The sequence below is a fragment of the Spiroplasma endosymbiont of Dasysyrphus albostriatus genome (genome assembly GCF_964019495.1).
GTDB lineage: Bacteria > Bacillota_I > Bacilli_A > Mycoplasmatales > VBWQ01 > Spiroplasma_E.
Window position 1 is genome coordinate 79,238 of record NZ_OZ026447.1, and the last position, 18,792, is coordinate 98,029.

At 22.0% G+C, this 18,792-nt stretch carries 31 protein-coding genes; 11 read left to right on the forward strand and 20 right to left on the reverse strand.

All coding sequences use genetic code 4. From position 1 onward, the window contains the following. Positions 1-236: 236 nt before the first annotated feature. From AACL11_RS00515 to AACL11_RS00550, 8 genes are all read left to right on the forward strand, one after another. On the forward strand, positions 237-485 hold the full coding sequence (locus tag AACL11_RS00515; protein WP_338987806.1) for a hypothetical protein: 249 nt from the start codon (positions 237-239) through the stop codon (positions 483-485). Positions 486-602: 117 nt separating this feature from the next. Continuing rightward, positions 603-962, forward strand: a complete 360-nt coding sequence (locus AACL11_RS00520) for a helix-turn-helix domain-containing protein (RefSeq protein WP_338973555.1) — start codon at positions 603-605, stop codon at positions 960-962. Between the two features lie 28 nt (positions 963-990). Next, complete coding sequence (locus tag AACL11_RS00525; RefSeq protein ID WP_338988468.1) at positions 991-1,491, forward strand: IS630 family transposase; 501 nt, start codon at positions 991-993, stop codon at positions 1,489-1,491. Between the two features lie 554 nt (positions 1,492-2,045). Then, on the forward strand, positions 2,046-2,633 hold the full coding sequence (locus AACL11_RS00530; protein ID WP_338987807.1) for a hypothetical protein: 588 nt from the start codon (positions 2,046-2,048) through the stop codon (positions 2,631-2,633). Between the two features lie 117 nt (positions 2,634-2,750). After that, entirely contained in the window at positions 2,751-3,110 is a 360-nt protein-coding gene (locus AACL11_RS00535) for a helix-turn-helix domain-containing protein (RefSeq protein WP_338973555.1), read from the forward strand. Positions 3,111-3,138: 28 nt separating this feature from the next. Next, a complete protein-coding gene (locus tag AACL11_RS00540) occupies positions 3,139-3,639 on the forward strand; it encodes an IS630 family transposase (protein ID WP_338988468.1) in 501 nt (166 codons plus the stop codon). Between the two features lie 17 nt (positions 3,640-3,656). Continuing rightward, positions 3,657-4,298, forward strand: coding sequence for a hypothetical protein (locus tag AACL11_RS00545; protein ID WP_338987808.1), 642 nt, complete (start codon positions 3,657-3,659; stop codon positions 4,296-4,298). Then, complete coding sequence (locus tag AACL11_RS00550; RefSeq protein WP_338987810.1) at positions 4,243-6,270, forward strand: hypothetical protein; 2,028 nt, start codon at positions 4,243-4,245, stop codon at positions 6,268-6,270. Before AACL11_RS00545 ends, AACL11_RS00550 begins: the two co-directional genes overlap by 56 nt. Positions 6,271-6,453: 183 nt before the next feature. Here AACL11_RS00550 and AACL11_RS00555 read toward each other — a convergent pair. From AACL11_RS00555 to AACL11_RS00575, 5 genes are all read right to left on the reverse strand, one after another. Then, a protein-coding gene (locus AACL11_RS00555; RefSeq protein WP_338986605.1) for an IS5 family transposase occupies positions 6,454-7,283 on the reverse strand; the annotation gives its coding sequence in 2 pieces (ribosomal slippage) (positions 6,454-6,887 and positions 6,887-7,283; 831 coding nt in all). A gap of 98 nt (positions 7,284-7,381) precedes the next feature. Continuing rightward, positions 7,382-7,621 carry a hypothetical protein gene (locus tag AACL11_RS00560; protein WP_338987811.1) on the reverse strand — a complete coding sequence of 80 codons (240 nt, stop codon included), beginning with the start codon at positions 7,619-7,621 and terminating at the stop codon, positions 7,382-7,384. A gap of 106 nt (positions 7,622-7,727) precedes the next feature. Then, positions 7,728-7,934, reverse strand: coding sequence for a hypothetical protein (locus AACL11_RS00565; RefSeq protein WP_338987812.1), 207 nt, complete (start codon positions 7,932-7,934; stop codon positions 7,728-7,730). A gap of 374 nt (positions 7,935-8,308) precedes the next feature. Continuing rightward, the gene (locus AACL11_RS00570) at positions 8,309-8,620 is read right to left on the reverse strand and encodes a hypothetical protein (protein ID WP_338987219.1); all 312 of its coding nucleotides are present in this window, start codon (positions 8,618-8,620) and stop codon (positions 8,309-8,311) included. Positions 8,621-8,654: 34 nt separating this feature from the next. After that, the gene (locus tag AACL11_RS00575; protein ID WP_338987217.1) at positions 8,655-9,143 is read right to left on the reverse strand and encodes a hypothetical protein; all 489 of its coding nucleotides are present in this window, start codon (positions 9,141-9,143) and stop codon (positions 8,655-8,657) included. Between the two features lie 462 nt (positions 9,144-9,605). On the opposite strand from AACL11_RS00575, the gene AACL11_RS00580 reads away from it, so the two are divergent. Then, positions 9,606-10,727: an Mbov_0401 family ICE element transposase-like protein gene (locus AACL11_RS00580; RefSeq protein ID WP_338987813.1), complete on the forward strand. Its 1,122-nt coding sequence runs from the start codon at positions 9,606-9,608 to the stop codon at positions 10,725-10,727. Between the two features lie 238 nt (positions 10,728-10,965). Here AACL11_RS00580 and AACL11_RS00585 read toward each other — a convergent pair whose 3' ends face one another. Continuing rightward, positions 10,966-11,253, reverse strand: coding sequence for a hypothetical protein (locus AACL11_RS00585; RefSeq protein WP_338987814.1), 288 nt, complete (start codon positions 11,251-11,253; stop codon positions 10,966-10,968). A 194-nt stretch (positions 11,254-11,447) separates the two neighbouring features. On the opposite strand from AACL11_RS00585, the gene AACL11_RS00590 reads away from it, so the two are divergent. Both AACL11_RS00590 and AACL11_RS00595 read left to right on the forward strand, forming a co-directional pair. After that, positions 11,448-11,807 (forward strand): IS630 transposase-related protein, encoded by a 360-nt coding sequence (locus AACL11_RS00590; protein ID WP_338987815.1) that lies wholly within the window; start codon positions 11,448-11,450, stop codon positions 11,805-11,807. Positions 11,808-11,835: 28 nt separating this feature from the next. Next, complete coding sequence (locus tag AACL11_RS00595; RefSeq protein ID WP_338988468.1) at positions 11,836-12,336, forward strand: IS630 family transposase; 501 nt, start codon at positions 11,836-11,838, stop codon at positions 12,334-12,336. On the opposite strand, the gene AACL11_RS00600 is transcribed toward AACL11_RS00595, so the two are convergent. From AACL11_RS00600 to AACL11_RS00665, 14 genes are read right to left on the reverse strand one after another with little or no spacing between them, the layout of a single operon-like run. Beyond that, on the reverse strand, positions 12,337-12,930 hold the full coding sequence (locus AACL11_RS00600) for a hypothetical protein (RefSeq protein ID WP_338987816.1): 594 nt from the start codon (positions 12,928-12,930) through the stop codon (positions 12,337-12,339). It lies immediately after the preceding gene. 37 nt (positions 12,931-12,967) lie between these two features. Beyond that, positions 12,968-14,632 carry a hypothetical protein gene (locus AACL11_RS00605; RefSeq protein ID WP_338987817.1) on the reverse strand — a complete coding sequence of 555 codons (1,665 nt, stop codon included), beginning with the start codon at positions 14,630-14,632 and terminating at the stop codon, positions 12,968-12,970. Between the two features lie 14 nt (positions 14,633-14,646). After that, the gene (locus AACL11_RS00610) at positions 14,647-15,831 is read right to left on the reverse strand and encodes a hypothetical protein (RefSeq protein ID WP_338987616.1); all 1,185 of its coding nucleotides are present in this window, start codon (positions 15,829-15,831) and stop codon (positions 14,647-14,649) included. 18 nt (positions 15,832-15,849) lie between these two features. Then, positions 15,850-16,224: a hypothetical protein gene (locus AACL11_RS00615; RefSeq protein ID WP_338987615.1), complete on the reverse strand. Its 375-nt coding sequence runs from the start codon at positions 16,222-16,224 to the stop codon at positions 15,850-15,852. 17 nt (positions 16,225-16,241) lie between these two features. Next, positions 16,242-16,427 (reverse strand): hypothetical protein, encoded by a 186-nt coding sequence (locus AACL11_RS00620; protein ID WP_338987779.1) that lies wholly within the window; start codon positions 16,425-16,427, stop codon positions 16,242-16,244. A gap of 1 nt (position 16,428) precedes the next feature. Continuing rightward, a complete protein-coding gene (locus AACL11_RS00625) occupies positions 16,429-16,617 on the reverse strand; it encodes a hypothetical protein (protein WP_338987613.1) in 189 nt (62 codons plus the stop codon). Positions 16,618-16,661: 44 nt separating this feature from the next. Continuing rightward, entirely contained in the window at positions 16,662-16,817 is a 156-nt protein-coding gene (locus AACL11_RS00630; RefSeq protein ID WP_338987612.1) for a hypothetical protein, read from the reverse strand. 16 nt (positions 16,818-16,833) lie between these two features. After that, on the reverse strand, positions 16,834-17,154 hold the full coding sequence (locus AACL11_RS00635) for a hypothetical protein (protein WP_338987818.1): 321 nt from the start codon (positions 17,152-17,154) through the stop codon (positions 16,834-16,836). Position 17,155: 1 nt separating this feature from the next. Next, on the reverse strand, positions 17,156-17,659 hold the full coding sequence (locus AACL11_RS00640; protein WP_338987819.1) for a hypothetical protein: 504 nt from the start codon (positions 17,657-17,659) through the stop codon (positions 17,156-17,158). Next, positions 17,659-17,844 (reverse strand): hypothetical protein, encoded by a 186-nt coding sequence (locus AACL11_RS00645; RefSeq protein ID WP_338987820.1) that lies wholly within the window; start codon positions 17,842-17,844, stop codon positions 17,659-17,661. Before AACL11_RS00645 ends, AACL11_RS00640 begins: the two co-directional genes overlap by 1 nt. Positions 17,845-17,847: 3 nt before the next feature. Next, positions 17,848-18,045, reverse strand: a complete 198-nt coding sequence (locus AACL11_RS00650; protein WP_338979823.1) for a hypothetical protein — start codon at positions 18,043-18,045, stop codon at positions 17,848-17,850. Between the two features lie 2 nt (positions 18,046-18,047). Next, positions 18,048-18,293, reverse strand: a complete 246-nt coding sequence (locus tag AACL11_RS00655; RefSeq protein ID WP_338987821.1) for a hypothetical protein — start codon at positions 18,291-18,293, stop codon at positions 18,048-18,050. Then, positions 18,293-18,430: a hypothetical protein gene (locus AACL11_RS00660; protein WP_338986728.1), complete on the reverse strand. Its 138-nt coding sequence runs from the start codon at positions 18,428-18,430 to the stop codon at positions 18,293-18,295. The genes AACL11_RS00655 and AACL11_RS00660 overlap by 1 nt, the downstream gene beginning before the upstream one ends. After that, a complete protein-coding gene (locus AACL11_RS00665; RefSeq protein ID WP_338957301.1) occupies positions 18,423-18,773 on the reverse strand; it encodes a hypothetical protein in 351 nt (116 codons plus the stop codon). Before AACL11_RS00665 ends, AACL11_RS00660 begins: the two co-directional genes overlap by 8 nt. Positions 18,774-18,792 lie beyond the last annotated feature (19 nt).

The window sequence follows — 18,792 nt, forward strand, 5'->3', positions numbered from 1 at the left end:
AATATGGTCCAGTAATTAGGGCTAACCACCCCCATCCAACTGATGATTTAGATATTCCAAATAAGAAATATATAGATGAAAAAATAGATAAAAAGCAAGATAAAGAAAATTGAGTTGTAATAGGAAATAGAGTTGATAATAGAACATGAGATAATTTTGATATTCAACTTAATAAAACATATCGGGTATTTATAACATGACACAGAAATGCACCTGAACAAAATGGTTATCCATTAATGTTATTGTTTAAATCAGCAAAAGCAGTTGGAACTGGTACATGAACTCTTTTAATTGGTAAAATTGATAATAAAGATGCTTCTTTAATTCTTAAGGCTGATTATACTAAATCTAATAAGTGAAGTTTATTTATTAAATGTGAAATTGATGGTGGTGCTATATTTAGTTTTGAAGAATTAAAAGAAAATACTTATCAAATTAAAAGCAATACATTAGATATTACTTCACCAAATGTAATTAATATATAGCTAACGAAAGTAATGTTTACTCATAAATAATGTAAAATAATAATATGTAATTTAAACAATTCTTGCACTTACAAGTATAATTCAGCAATAATTAAAATAGATTAGGAAGATTAAATTATGCCAAAACCATACAGTGAGGACTTACGAAGAAAAGTAATAGAAGTTTATGAAAGTAAAAACATGAAAATTAAAGAAATTTGTAAAGTGTTCAATATCACTAGAAAGACTTTATTTTTATGAAGAAAAAGAAAGCAAAAAACCGGAAATATAAAACCAATTTTGAATTATCAAAAAGGACATAGCCACAAAATAAAGGATTTAGATGAATTAAAAAATTATTTAGCAGAAAATAAAGATGTTACAGTTCAAAAAGTAATTGAAAAATTTGGTGATATGACAAAAGAAACAGTTTATAACTATTTCAAAAAACTAAATTATACATATAAAAAAAACTTTTCTATATGAACAAAGAGATAAAAATAAACAAGAAGATTTTTTAAAAGAAATAGCGAAAATAATGAATGAAGATTTGGTATATATTGATGAATCTGGAATTGATGATAATGAATTTTATAAATATGGTTGGTCTGAAAAAGGTAAAAGATTATTTGATAATAAACCTGCATATAAAATAAAGAGAATGAGTATAATTGGTGCACTAAATAAAGGTAAATTAAAAGCTCTATGAGCATTTGAAGGACATTGCAATAGTAAAATTTTTGAATCATATGTTAAAAATATACTAATTCCAGTATTAAAGTGTGGACAAATTATAGTTTTAGATAATGCGACGTTTCATAAATCTAAAGCAACAAAACAATTAATTGAAAATGCTGGATGCAAACTATTATTTCTTCCACCATATTCTCCTAATTTAAATCCAATTGAACATTTTTGATTTGCTATAAAACATAATATAAGAAAAATATTACCAAATTATTGACCAAATATTAAAAACGCGATTGATTTTGTTTTTCAAGATATGAGTAAACATTACTTTAGTTAGCTATAGATAAACCAATTAAAATTAGTTCAAAAAGTTTAGAAACTAATGAAATAGAAGAAAATATTTGAGATATTGAATTAAAAAATAATCCAACACCAATTCCAAGTGGTTCAAATTGAAAAGAAGTAGGAACAAGAGAAAAAAATAAATGAGATAATTGACAAATTACTTATGATTTTCAAGAGAATAAACATTATAGAGTTTATTATTCTTGAAGTATATATAATCCAGTTTATACTATTCAAGAATTTATTATAACTGATAAAAAAATTGCTGGTGTACAAATACAAACCTTTAATGATAGTGCTAATATAGTAATTTTATCAGTTCAACATGCAAAATTGATTACTATTTATACTGTAAAAGGTAATTTAAAAGGTAATGTATGAAAATTAGAAGAATTACACGAATAATATTATGTTTTTTAAAATAATAAAAATTATTTTAGGTTTAATAGGAGTTTTATTATCTTCTGCAACTGCTGGTTTAATTATATTTATTATAGTAAAAATTGTATTAAAAATTAATCAAATATTTTAGAAAGGAGAAATAATATGAAATCTCTTTGACAAAGAAAAGATAAAAATAATAATAATGAAGAAAAAACTAAATTAACTTTTTTAAAAGGTAAAAGTACACATGCTTCTATTTTAAGTTATTTTGGTTTTAATGATTTTAACCATGAAACTTATTTTACTGATTTTGTAGCAGAAAATAATGCTAATTTATATAATGCTCCACTAGATATTAACAATGAAACTATTAAGCAATATTTAATTCAACAAGAATTTTATAGAAAAAATTGAAATTCTATTTTTAAATTAAGCAAATTAGGAATTAGTGGTTATTTAATTTTTATTGCAAATGATGACTTATATTTTCAAGTAGTTGATATACAACAAAGAGTTTATGATATTACTGGTAAATTAATTCAATGTACTATTTTTTATGATAGTTATGAACAAAATGCACAAATTGTAAGATTATTTGAAGTTTATACATTAAATAATGAACAAGTAACTATTAATCGTGCAATTTATAGTGTTAATGATAGTAAAAAACAATTTCCACTAGATTTTAAATCATTCATTAATAACCCTAATTTAGCACAAGAACAAACACTAAATATTAACTATATATAGCTAACGAAAGTAATGTTTACTCATAAATAATGTAAAATAATAATATGTAATTTAAACAATTCTTGCACTTACAAGTATAATTCAGCAATAATTAAAATAGATTAGGAAGATTAAATTATGCCAAAACCATACAGTGAGGACTTACGAAGAAAAGTAATAGAAGTTTATGAAAGTAAAAACATGAAAATTAAAGAAATTTGTAAAGTGTTCAATATCACTAGAAAGACTTTATTTTTATGAAGAAAAAGAAAGCAAAAAACCGGAAATATAAAACCAATTTTGAATTATCAAAAAGGACATAGCCACAAAATAAAGGATTTAGATGAATTAAAAAATTATTTAGCAGAAAATAAAGATGTTACAGTTCAAAAAGTAATTGAAAAATTTGGTGATATGACAAAAGAAACAGTTTATAACTATTTCAAAAAACTAAATTATACATATAAAAAAAACTTTTCTATATGAACAAAGAGATAAAAATAAACAAGAAGATTTTTTAAAAGAAATAGCGAAAATAATGAATGAAGATTTGGTATATATTGATGAATCTGGAATTGATGATAATGAATTTTATAAATATGGTTGGTCTGAAAAAGGTAAAAGATTATTTGATAATAAACCTGCATATAAAATAAAGAGAATGAGTATAATTGGTGCACTAAATAAAGGTAAATTAAAAGCTCTATGAGCATTTGAAGGACATTGCAATAGTAAAATTTTTGAATCATATGTTAAAAATATACTAATTCCAGTATTAAAGTGTGGACAAATTATAGTTTTAGATAATGCGACGTTTCATAAATCTAAAGCAACAAAACAATTAATTGAAAATGCTGGATGCAAACTATTATTTCTTCCACCATATTCTCCTAATTTAAATCCAATTGAACATTTTTGATTTGCTATAAAACATAATATAAGAAAAATATTACCAAATTATTGACCAAATATTAAAAACGCGATTGATTTTGTTTTTCAAGATATGAGTAAACATTACTTTAGTTAGCTATACCAATAGCAATTATGAGAAATAAAGCAAATGAATTAGCAGATTGTAATAAAGTAATGGATAAAATTAAAGCATTAGATGTTATTTATGAACAAATTGTTTTAGATACAATTTTAAACTCACCAAAATTTATTTTTAATTCAACTTATGGTAATGTAAAAGATTCATTAGAAGATGCTGTAAGAATATTGGTTACTAAAAATTATATTTTTAAAAATGCTGGTGATAATAACGAACAAAATGAAAATATTAATATGACTAGCAGTAATTTTAAAGGTAAAAATTTAACAGATATATATGATTGAAATGTTAATGAAATATTTAAACGTTGTGGTATTCATATACCAAGTCAAAAGAAGTCAGCACAACAATCAGTTCCCGAAAGTACAGCAGTAAATATTTCAACTATTAATTATATTGAACAAAAATTATGGCAATTTAATATTGATATTCTTAAATTTATTCAAGTATTAGTACGTTTAGATAAAGATTTATTAAATAGTAAAACATTTAATATTAATGATGAACAAGAAATTAATAATTTAACAGTTAAATTAAAATTATTTAATCCCGAAAATAACCAATTAATAGGAGAAAACAATGGAAAACAACAACAAACCACAAACGAAGTTTCCACAGAAACAGAAACAAACTAAACTTAATCAAGCAGAAGTAGAAAATGATTATTTAATTGATAATATTCCTTATGAATTTACTAATATGATGAGAGCAACTAGTGACCCAGATATTAATAGAGCATACGATGAATTTAAAAAAAGAACAATTTATATTTATGAAATTGAACGTTTATTTAAAAATAATGAAAATAATAGTTTAAGATTTTCAGCAAATACTATTAAAATTGGTTTTATTGACATTGAAAAAGTATTAAAAACTATTGCTGCTGAAACATCTGATTTTACTATGCAATTAAATCAAAGAGCAAGTACTAATATTAATGATAATACTATTGAATATAGTATGACTGATATTAAAAATTTAATATTTCAAGAAATAAATTTATTAAATCAATTTAAGTTATATGCTGTATCTATTAATGAACCTTTAAGTGAAAATAATATTGATAATTTATATATTATTAATAATTATTCACAACCTTATCAAAATCCAAAAACTAGAAGTACTAAAAGTATTACTATTATTAAAATTAAAGATTTTAAAACAAGAGATGGTTATCCAATCATTATTAAATTACAAAAACCATTAGATAAAGATGCAAAAGTTACTGGTTTAAAAATTAAAGCACCTAGAAGCATGATTTTTGGCAATATAAAGGTACTTGGTGAAGTTGATAATATGGAAGTATACCCTAAGTTATTTGTCAAAGATAAGATAGCATTTCCGCTATTATCAATGCCTATTGAAACTCAACCAAAAGTTAGAATATTACAACAATGATTTAGTGAACAAATATTACCTTGAAATTTAGCAAAACAATTTATAGGACAAGAAAAATCAATTTTAGATTTAATTGCTATTGGTGGTGGTACTGAAACAAGAAAAGAAATTATTAATAATGCAAGAGTAAATAATGCTAAAATAGGTTATGATGTTACTAAAAATTCAAAAGTATGACCATTATCTGATGAACTAGAATTAAAAGATACAAAATTAGAGTCATGATTTTTAGTAGGTAACAATAATCTATTTATTTCTACAACTAATAAATTTCATGATGTTGAATTAGAAATAAAAGATAGACCACCAATTGATAGTTTACAAAAAGTATTATTAGATATGCTAACTTATACATATACTTATAATAGAAATTTTGATGGAGCGAGTTTAGACCCAACAAAAAAACCAAATGAACTAGATAAATTAAGAGCAAAATTTGAGGGGCAAAAACCCGAAGAAGTAATTAGCAATTTGTTTAAACAATGAAAATTAGATTATCCAAATTATGTAAATTTATTACAAGTACAAATACTTAAGAAAATAATTATTCTATTATCAAATAATATTTATTCTAATATGTCAATTAATAAAGGTTTAAATGATGATGATAAAATTTTATTACCATATTATTTTGAATTAAAATCTAATCCAATTCATAAGAATTATGATGAAATTTGAGAGTTTAAGGATGCAAAAGTTATATTAAAATCTGAATATTTTGATTTTACAGATATCAATAATATTAAATTAAAAAATAAGGATATTAGCCAAAATGAATTATTTAAACTTGATGATAATCAATTTAACTGATTATCTATTACAAACGAATTAGAAAGTAATAATATTCCTTCATTAATTCCTGCAGATTGAACATTAGGTAATGGTGAATATGGAAAATACTTTACAAGAATAATTATTGAAAAAAATAAAATTGAAAATGCTTTAAATTTATATGGTTCAAATAAATCACAATTATTTTCTAAATTAGAGTTTTATAAAGAAATTTCACAAATTGATAATAATAGTGAATTTGAATTAGAAATTGAAAATCCTATTAATAATTTAAATCGAATTGAAATTAGTGGTATATTTGGTTCTGGAAATTATGATTTAATTTTAATAAATGATAAACAAGAAATAAATTTAAAAAATATTAATTTATTTGATAAATACAATGAAAATATCTCTTATATAAATCTTGAATTATAATAGACTTCTTGCAAAACTGTGATTATTATCATAGTTTTTAAATTTAAAATTTTATTTTAATAACACTTTTAATATTTATTAAAAATTATTATTCAAAATATGTCTTATTTTTTCTTCATTAAAATAGAACAAAAATTATTATTTAAAATAACAAAATTTAAAATATTAAATTTTTGAAGATTTTTAATTTAAAAGTTGTAAATTATAAATTGAAGCTATTAAATTAAATCTTAAAGCAAATCTTTTTCTTCTATTTCGATATTTTTCACTAATAATTTTAAATTTTTTCAGTATAGCAAAAATATTTTCTATAACAACTCTCATTTTTGAAATTTGTTTATTATTTTTCTTTTCTTCTCTAGTTAAAGGAATTTTCTTTGATTTTCTTTTTGGAATTAAAACATTAGGATGTATATTTTGTATTCCTTGATATCCCAAATCCACTAAAATAGTTGTTTGTGATAAAAATTTAACTTTTGAATCTTTTAAAATTTTAAAATCATGGTTTTTACCACAAGAAAAATAAGAACTTATAATTTTTTTACTATCTTGTTCAATTATAATTTGTGTTTTTATTGTGTGTTTTTTCTTTTTTCCTGAATAATATTTCTTTTGTCTTTTTTTGGGCGTTGGATAGCGCTTTCAGTAACATCAATAATAGCTGTTTTATCTTTAAAATTATTATTTAACAATGATTTTGCTCCATTAAGTTGCTGAAAATCAGGATGTTTTATTAAAGTATTTTCTATTCACTTGATATTTCTATAACAATTACTTTCACTAATTCCATAACTTTTAGCAATATGAAAATATGTTCGGTATTCACGTCAATATTCTAACGTCATTAATAATCTATTTTCTAAAGTTAATTTATTAGGTGTACCACCATTTTTAAACTTTTTTAATTCTTCTTTTTTTAAAATTTCTATCATTTTTTTAAAAACAATCTCATTTATACCAGTTAATCTTAATAGTTCTGCATTTTTAATAGCTTTTAATTTATCAAACATCATAAATTACCTATCTTTTTTTAATTTTAATTATATTTTAAAAATGAAAATTTTAATAGATAAGTCTCGCAAGAAGTCTAATGTAATAATATTACAAATATTTAATTTAATAAATTGTTATTATCAAATTCTCCTTTTTTAATTTTTTTAATTAAATCCTTATAAACGTGAATTTCAGCTTCATTACAAACCAACATATGCATTGTATCCATAATAAAATTTTCATCATGATTTTTTTCAAATTCTTTGTCTTCAAGTTCTGTTTGCAAAAATTTTGAAATTTTCTTATTCTCTTTAATTTGTGCTTGTAGTTTTTTAATCATAAATTGTTTACTAATCATTTTTTCAAGTCCTTTAATTTATTTTAATTATCAAAATATCCATTAGGATAATTACCATTTCATTTTTTATCATTATTATTAGCTGGTTTAACTGCAAAATATAAATCTATTTTATAATTGTCGCTTCTTGGACTTTCTCAAATAGAAGCCCCCCCCAGTGCGCATTATAATCATGGTCTAAAAAATAAGTCAAATCATTTGTTTTATTATGTGCTAGTGAACCAATTATTAAACCAGTTACTCCACTGACTGCACCACTTAGTGCTAATGCTAATGTAATTTTACTTAAATTTGTTTTTATTCATGTTTTCATATTAAATTACTCCTTTTTTCCTTGATTTTACTTATAAATTGTACTATTTTTGATTATTTTTACAAGTATGCTTTTAAATGTGTCATTATTTAGTGATAATTTCCCATTGATTATCGAGTAAAAATTTCCCAAAAGTAAAGTTATTTTATACTACCAAATGTTTAATTTAAAACATCTCTAATGAGAGATGTTTATTTTTTGAATACAAAACCATATAAATTTTTAAATCGTTTGTATATAAGCAAATTAGATATCTTAAAATTGATTTTAAATATAAAAGATATTGTAATTACAATATCTTATTTTTTACATTTTTGGTGAGCTTGGTTTAGTGCTACTTGTTAAATATTTAATATTTTTTGATATTTTATTTTCTATTTGGTTAATTTCCAACGCCATTTTTTAAGATTTAAAAGTTTTTTGTCTAAATGTTTTAATCTTTCATTAATTTGTTTATTTTCAACTATAAGATTGTTATTTTTTTTATTTAAATAATTTACTTTTTGATTTATATTTTCTATAAATAAATTGTCATTTCTTTTTTTCGATTTATTAATTTCATCTTTAAAATAATCAAAGGCTTCAATACCAATTTCATTTTTATTAGTATTTATTCTTTTTAATTCAATACTATCTTGTTTTTGTTCTTTATTTTCTAAAAACATTGTTTCTCATTCTGGATTCATTTTCTTTTTGATAATAAGTTCAGTCCTTAATAATTTAAATTTTTACTGAGTTTAATTTAGTACTACTTGTTGAAAGTTGATTTTGCAAATCTATAGAATTTATTTCATTTTTACAATTCAATGAAAAAGTTTCGTTTGATTTTAGAAATTTAGGATTAAAAATGTTTCCTGTTATTAAACAAGGTTTATTTGAAAATAAATTCATCTGTTTTAGTATTTCACTTTTATTAATTAAAAATTTTCTTTCTTGTTTTTTATTTTGAAAAATAGGTGATTGATTAATATAATTTGCACCTAAATTAACAAATTTTTGTTTTTCATCACTTAATCTATCTTTTCACATAAGGCCAAATAACTCTTTAAGAGCTTCTTTATCAAGACCATCAAATTCTGGTTCTCCCTTATCGTTACACTTAAATTTAGACTTTTCTATAAAATCAATCATTTTTTTAGTTTCTATTAGTTCTTTAAATATTACTTTATAAGTATTTTTATACATTTGTCGAAATATAATTTTATTCATAAAATCTTCCTCTCAAATAAAAAAACTCATTTATTTTAAAATAAAATAATGAGTTAAAAACTTATATTAAGTTTAATTAAATTATACAAAAAAAGTTCCTATATGAAAACAAGGAACTAAAATTTTTAAGCATTATTTGAAATTTGTATTTATTTAACACTGTAATTTTCCAAAATAATTTAATTTTTTAATAAATATTTTTGGGAAATTTTCACTCGATATTGACAGTATGCTTTTAAATGCAAAATAACACCTAAATTAAAGGCATTTATTTTGTGAGACCAATAATATTAATGATATTCAACTTGTTTATTATATTTTAAATATGAAAGTGGTTTTTTAAATAATTTTTATTTTATTTAAAATTACACTTATATATTTATATAATATATGCAGTAAATTAATTTTAAAAAAATTTACAATCAATTTAGAATTTTTAAAAAAAATAGTTAGGAGAATAACATGGAATTTAATTATCGATGAAATCATAGAGAACAATATCCTAAAATTGATAAATTAGTTTTAGAAAATTTTAAAAATAAGTGAGAAAAATGAGATAGAAGAATATTTAAAACAAGAGATAAAAAGAAATATAAAATTGTTGATTATCAATATCGAACAAGAAAAACATTATATGGAATGGTAACTTATAAAAGAAGAATTTATGAATATTTTGATGAAAAATTACAAAAATGAGTTCGAGTATGTTTACTTGATGAAATACTAGAATTTCCAAAATATAAAAGAATTGGTGAAGATATTGAAGAAACTATTATTGAAAATTTTGCTGATGGAAAAAGATACAGAGATATTCGTGTTATTTGTAAAAAAGCAGGTATTAGTCTTAGTACTGTTCATAGAGTTTTTAAAAATTTTGAAATAGTTGAAGCAAATCCAGAAAAAGTAAAATTAGAAAAAAATCAACCTATTTTTGTAGCAATTGATGATGGACATCGAAAATTTTGAGATTTTAAACGTAAAGGTACAAAATATTCGATGAGATTAATAGTAACATATACAGATAATATTAATCACAAAGTACAAAATAAAAGAGTAAAGGCAATTATAAGACCAACAAAAACAGCAATTGGAGTTAAAAAAACTGCTGAATTTGTTAAAGAACATTGTCAAAAATTTTATGAAAACATTGAACAAGCAAAAATTATTATTTGTGGTGATAGTGCAGGATGAATTAAAGAAGTTGCTGATTATTTAGGCGCTCAGTTTGTTTTAGATAAATTTCATTTAATTAGAACATTATATCTTGGAATAATGGCTGGCAATAAAGAAAAATATTTAAACGAATATAATCATTGTAAATATTTAATTAATAATGGTCAATATCAACAATTAATTGATTATTTATATAACCAATTAGATAATCATAAAAAATTAAAAAAACAATACTTTAAAAATAATAAAGAAGGTATTGAAAATCAAGGTGCAAAGTGAAATATTGGATGGGTTACAGAAACTAATATTTGACATGTTTTAAAAGAAATGCTTGGTAATAGAACATATAATATTTCAATTTATATTAAAATGGTTATTTTTAAATGTAATAAAATAAATTTAGAAACATAATTCTATATAAAAATTTTTAATTAAAGATATTTTCATAAAAAAATAAGTACTTTACATACACTTAATAAGTTAAGCATTTTTGTTGTCTATAAATATTAAATTTATTTTTTAATTTTTTAGGAATTTTTAAAAATAAGTATTTTAGTTGAAATATTTTTTAAAAAATAGTAAAATGGATATACAATTTCATAAAAATCCAAATTATTTCTTGTCTAAATTTATAATAAGACTATATGATTTAATTTATTCCGGATTTTTGACAATCTCCTTTTTCATTTTTAACTTTCTTTCATAAAGGACTAGTTTCAATATTAAATCAATTATTTTTAACATCATTAATATTTTCATTTGCTTTAATTAATTCAGTATTTAATTTGGTAATTTCATTTTCATTTGTAGTAATTCGTTTTTGTTGTTTAGCAGAAAAATCACAAGTTGGTGCATGTGTATAATCACCAATTTGTGGATTATTTTGTAATGCTTCTGGTGGTAATGTTCCAATTTCATCTGGTCAATCTAAAATCATTGTTTCAGTTTCTTTATCATAATCTGTTGCAACATAACCTTTATTAACAAATTTACTAACAGGACCTCTATATATAGCTAACGAAAGTAATGTTTACTCATAAATAATGTAAAATAATAATATGTAATTTAAACAATTCTTGCACTTACAAGTATAATTCAGCAATAATTAAAATAGATTAGGAAGATTAAATTATGCCAAAACCATACAGTGAGGACTTACGAAGAAAAGTAATAGAAGTTTATGAAAGTAAAAACATGAAAATTAAAAAAATTTGTAAAGTGTTCAATATCACTAGAAAGACTTTATTTTTATGAAGAAAAAGAAAGCAAAAAACCGGAAATATAAAACCAATTTTGAATTATCAAAAAGGACATAGCCACAAAATAAAGGATTTAGATGAATTAAAAAATTATTTAGCAGAAAATAAAGATGTTACAGTTCAAAAAGTAATTGAAAAATTTGGTGATATGACAAAAGAAACAGTTTATAACTATTTCAAAAAACTAAATTATACATATAAAAAAAACTTTTCTATATGAACAAAGAGATAAAAATAAACAAGAAGATTTTTTAAAAGAAATAGCGAAAATAATGAATGAAGATTTGGTATATATTGATGAATCTGGAATTGATGATAATGAATTTTATAAATATGGTTGGTCTGAAAAAGGTAAAAGATTATTTGATAATAAACCTGCATATAAAATAAAGAGAATGAGTATAATTGGTGCACTAAATAAAGGTAAATTAAAAGCTCTATGAGCATTTGAAGGACATTGCAATAGTAAAATTTTTGAATCATATGTTAAAAATATACTAATTCCAGTATTAAAGTGTGGACAAATTATAGTTTTAGATAATGCGACGTTTCATAAATCTAAAGCAACAAAACAATTAATTGAAAATGCTGGATGCAAACTATTATTTCTTCCACCATATTCTCCTAATTTAAATCCAATTGAACATTTTTGATTTGCTATAAAACATAATATAAGAAAAATATTACCAAATTATTGACCAAATATTAAAAACGCGATTGATTTTGTTTTTCAAGATATGAGTAAACATTACTTTAGTTAGCTATATTTCATTTTCATTATCATCAACTAAATCATCATATAATTTAATTTGTTTTGATAATGTAAATTCTTTTTGTTGTTCAATTAATTCATCAACTTGATTTCTAATATAAAATGCTTTTAAGTCAATTTTTTCAATATCTATTTCATCATCATTATAACTTGAAAATATTTGTTTTAATTCTGTTAATCTTGCTCATATTTTCATTCTACTAGGTGCTAAATCTCAAACATTAATCGTAGGAGTACTATTTGCACTAAATTGACTAGCATTATTAAATTGAATAGTAGCATCAACATTAAATTCAATTGGTGTACGATTAAATACTCAATGTTCAACCATTACATAAACCATATCTCTTAATGTTTCTTTAATTAATTCATCTTTAAAACTATCAAAAGGAAATTTAGATAAAATAAAATCAAGATAAGCATTAATATCATTTTGAGCACGAATAGCAAAAGTTTTAAATCAATCATTAACATTAGGTCATGTCTGTATATATTGCTGTGGGGTTTCTGTAATTTTTCCAGTTAATGGATATCAGTTATTATAATTTTCAAGACTGACATCAGTTCAAAGTTTATTAATCATAATTTATCATTCCTTAAAAAATGCTTTTTTATAATGCTTAGTTTTTTGTTTTAGTTTTTCTATGTGATATATGGATAATTTCTTTTTGTAACTTTTTCTTACCTTTTTTTACAACTTGACTATATGCAAATTTTTCTAAATGATGTAATAGTCCAGTGCCAAATAAAGTATTAACTGAAAATTTTAAACCAACACTTTTAAATGATTTATTAATATTTTCAATAGGATTATTAATAACATTTACTACTTTATGATAAGTTCTTACTATTCTAAATATTTCTCTATATACTTTAAAACTATCTCTAATTACTTGTTGAACCACTGGTGGAGCAAATGCTATTGCTTTTAATCATTTATTATGATTAACACCATAACCAATGTATCAACCACTATATCAACGATATCAATGGAATGGATGTATTTGAGTAACAAAAGTTTCTGCTTTAAGAATACTATCAACAACTGTAATTGGTTTATATTTAGTATTGCGATGATAAATAGTAATTGCACATTTATCTAATGATAAAGGTTGAATTTTACAACCCATAAATACTGGTGAATTTAATGGAATTAATTGTGCATGTTTAATTGCTCTTTTTTCTGCACTAGTAAATAAATCAGTTGTTTTTTCTTTTAATTTATTAATTTTTTCAAATGCTTGTTTTTCCAACTTTTCAAATTTTTCTTGTAATTTATATATACTTTCTCGTAATTTTTCAAAATATGGTGTATTTTTTCAAAATTTATTTAAACCTTTTTTTAAATAAAATCTAATATCCAAATATTTAAACAATTTATTTGCATTTAAAACAATCTTATGAATTGAACTTTTTTTAAAATCAAATTTAATAGCATTAGCACGAATTTTTTGTAAATCCAAAATTAAAGTTTTTCCATATCTATTTTCTGTGTGTATTGTATGAACTAAATTTAATCAATCATGTTGGTTCATAGATAATACTTTTTTTAAATCAGTATTATATTTTTTTAAAAAATTATTTGCTTTTTCAATATCTTTAATTTTAAATTTAGGAGTTAATTGTGGACTTAATTTTATTAATGTATTTTGTAATAATAAGTAATTTTTTAACTCCTGTGCTTCTAATTTTTGAAAATTATTTTTATATTGTCTTTCAGCAACATAACCTAAATCTCGTAATACTGTTTCACGATTAGGAGTAAAACTATAATTCATTAAATAACGTTTATTACCAATAATTTTATCTGTTAAAATTTCTTTTCCACTTACTTGACTAATAATTTCTTGTAAGTTTTTTGCTTCTTTAATACCAACTTGTTCTAATGTTTTAGTTTCTTGTGCTAGTTTAATAAATTTAGTTGTGCGATAACCACGACTAATTTTATTAAGTCCTGCAAATGCCGGTAATAAATTAAAGAAAGTATTTAATGATGTTACATTTCCTTTTAAATAATCATAAACTTGATTAATAGTAAAATCAGTTAAAAACTCTACACCAACAGCACTAATACTAGCAATTAAATCACTTGCACCTAATCCAAGTGCAAAACTTTCACTTAATCCACCAGTAAAAGGAGCAAGTGCTACTGCTATAACTTGTACACCAATCATTTCTAAAATTTCTCATCAAAAACTTTTATTTTCTTGTTGTTTACTTGTTCTAGTATGTTTTGGTTTATTTATGTTTAAAAGTATTGCTGTACTAGTTGTACCAATTGGCATGATATTAATTTCCTTTATTTAAGAGTTATTTTAATTGGATTTGTTGAACCTTTATAATTTAAATCATTAACATTTGCAGCAATAGTTATATATAAGTCACCTGCTTTTTGTTTTTGATTACTTACATTAGTTTTTCCTTGTGCATCACTAAAATATTTAATAGTTGGATTTGTTAAATTTGGATTTAATGATTTAAGTTCATTAGTACTTTTTATTTCTGTATTTAATTCATTGTTATTGTTATTAACATTTGCAGTAATATTTGTTGTTAAAACTGTAATTTTAGTTTTTAAATCATTTTTTTCTGTTTTAATAACTCCACATAACATTCATCTTGATGTTGTTTCATTATTAGAAATATATGGGATTGCTTCTCCAACAACTTCACCAGCAACTTTATATGCTCTTCCTGCTTTATCATCTTTAATAAAATCTACATAAATAACTGTATTTTCTATCATGTATCTTTTCATTGCTCTTGGTGTTGCTAAAATAAAGGTCATTAATTGTTGTTCATTTTTATCATTAGTAAAAATCATATAGTCATCAAGAACGATTTCACATAATACGCCTTTTACATATAAATTATTTCCATTTAAACGTAATTGTTGTGCCAACTGATTATCGGTAATTAAACCTTTATTATCTGCTAAATAAACTAAACTATCATAAAGACCATTAGTAATAAAAAATTTACTATTTGCAATATTTCTAAATTGAAACAAAGTATTTCAAGCAGATAACATTGATTTTAAATAGCCTACTGGTGTTGTATCTTCAATATCGATTTTAGTAGCAAATTTTGCAATTGCTTGTGTATCATCAATTGCCAATTTATCTGCTAAATCATTTGCAACTTCATATTGCATACTATCTAATAAATTTTGTCCATTATTTGCTTTTAAATCTACATCTGCAATAATTTCTCCTGCAAGATATTTTTTAGTTATTTTTTTACTAATTTTATCTGTATCAACATATGGTAATTCATATCTTTTACTTTTATCATCCCAAGCAATAATTTTTACTTCCGGTTTTTTTGGTTTTTTAACAATAAACTCAATATTTACTGAGTCAACAATTTCAGTAGGAAAAAAGTTTGCCCATGGACTATTTGAAATTTTAAAAAACTCTATAAATTCTGGTGCTTCTACTAATCTCTCTGTATTGTCTAAATTTTGATTAAATGGTACTGACATTTTATTTCTTCCTTTCGTTTATAAATAATTTTTCTTTTTATAATTAATTAAAAAATTTTCTTTATCATTTGTTTTATTATTAATAATTATTTGTTTATTACCACCTGTATTAATTGTTTGTTTAAATACTGGTTGTTCTTTAATCATTTTTTTAATAGTTTCTTCAATTTTTGAATTTTCTAGATTACTTGTTTTAAATTTTAAAAAATCATAAAATTCAGTTTTAACTTGATATTTTTTAAATATATTAATCATTTCTTTTTCTTTAATTTCTTGATTAAGTTTATTTAACTTATTTTCTGCTTCATTAACTTTATTTTCTATTTCTTGTTGAGCATTATTTTCAGTTAAAGGTTCAGTTGTTTGTTGAACATTATCTTCATTTTCTAACATTTAATATTCTCCTAATCTTATCCCAATAATCAATCTTTAACTAATTGTGGCATTTCACTTATTAGTTTTTTATAATCTTTAACTGCATTTTCTAATATATCAATATCAGAAAATTTAAAACAATTTCCTATATCTAAATCAAAATCTCTATCAATTTTGATATTATTTTTTATATATTTTTCATTAAATTCAATTTTTGTCATATTATTTTTCTCCTTTATTAATCTTTTCATTTAATTTTTCTAATTTTTTTTGATGTTTGATAATTTTATTATTTGCTCTAACATGTTTTGGAGTTGTGATAAATCTTTTTAATAAAACAATAATTTCTCTGCAAATTAATGTTCCAACACTTGTTCCAATAATTATTAATTCATGTAAAAATTCTTTCATTTCAATATTTTCCTTTCAACTATTTATTTTTTTATTTCTAATTATTAATCAAATTGACCACCATTAATTCTTTCAATCATTGATTGTAAATTACTTATAATTTCTACTAATACAGATATTTCTTTATTGAATTCTTCTATTTTTTCTTTATATATTTTTATTTCCTGATTATAATATTCAAGTAATTTTTCTTTATTCATCAATTATTCACCTCCTTTATAAACTCATGTGATTATAATCTCAATTTAATGAAGTATTATCATGATTTAATGGTACTTCACTCATATTATCACTACCATATTGACTAGTTGTTTCACTATTAATTGTGAATCTATTATCATTTATTAATCTTGCAGTTTCATTATTAAATGGTGTTTCTTGCATTTCTTCAATATGATTTGTAGTTTCCATAGGTAGTAAATTATGAATAATTTCACTTGCACCAGCAATTATGGTAGGTATTGCATAAGCATTATTAAAATCATTATTTATACCCATTGCTACACCACTACTAATCAAACATCCACCAGTAGCCATATTACAAACCTTTCTTATTTTTTCAAATCTTATTAGGTATTAACTCAGTTAATCCACTAATAAGATTTGATATACCATAAGCATTTAATGAAATATAAGTATCTCAATCCATTAATGACTGATGTTCTTGTTTATTTAATAATAATCATGGAGGACCTTCTGTTGTAGTTGTAGTAGTTACTGGAATTGGTGTTGTTGGAATAATAGGATTAATATTATTTTCTGTTCATTTACTATAATTTGCTAATCCAATTGTTCCTAAACCTAATAAGATTTTTTTACTACTATTAATTAATTTAGTTTTAGTATTTGGTCTTTGATTTAAATTTCAAATATCTAAACCTAATTTTTTACCAAATAATAAACTATTAATTGAACCTAATACTGGATTTGCAATTACTTGACCATAATAAGCACTTGTACCAATCATTGCACAAATTGGACTTATACCAGTTCTAATTAATTTAGTTAAAGTATAATTTGATTGTGTATTTTCATTTGGCATTATTTAACTTCTCCGTTCGTATTCAATAATTTTTCTAAAACATAATGATTTTTATCAAATTCTTTAATAAGTCATTTTTTTGTTTCTATGTGATTGTTAGTAACAAGAATTAATCTTTCTATTATATAAATTAATTCTTTTTTATCTGCTCTATCAAAAATTACTTTTAAAATTTCATCTAACATAATTTATTCTCCTTTAATTTGTTTTAAATCATTTAATAGTTCTATAAATTTTTTCATCTCTTTTGAATGATAATCAATGCTTCAATAATCATCATTTCAATTAAAAATTATATGTGTATCTGAATGTAAAAATTCAACATTATCAATAAAAAATAATTTTTCATCTACATTTCATTTAATTAAAAATTCGCGTTTAGTCATATTTAATCTCCTTTAATTTCTAATTTTTTAACTGTTACTTTAATTCAACCTTGATAAACATCATTATCACCAACTATTAATGCAACATTACTTTCTGGGTCAGAAACAATTATGTGTTTTGATTTAACATTTGGGTATTGTCTTAAAATAATTGCTCTAATATCATTACTTGTATGAATTGCTTTTGGAAATGGTGATAATATTTCAATTTCATCTTTATTTTCAAATAAAGTAGGCAATATTATCATTAGTCAAATTCACCTTTTTCTATTTTTTCAATTAATAAATTTAAAATATTTTTGTCAAAATCATAGTTTGTATAATTAATTTTTTTAGTTCATTTAATTATATCTTTCATATATTTAAGTAATTTTTCTTTATTCATTATCAAAGTCTCCCTCATTAATATAAATCTGAAGATTAAATAAAACACTTTCTTTTCCTATTTTAAATAAATTACTAGAATTAGATTCTTTATTTTCTTTTAGAGTTGTTATAATAAAATTAATTAATTTTTCTTTATTAATACAATTTTTATGTCTTGATTTATTAATTTCATCAACTTTAATTCTATGTTCTTTACAATATGCTCTTCCATATTCATCAAATTGCTCATCTGTCATATTTTCACATTGTCTTTGTCTTTGTTCATTTTTAATTTCATCATAATATGGTTCATGAATAAATTTTTCAAATGTTATTGTTTCAGTTCATGTACATCTATTCATTATTTATTCTCCTTATTTG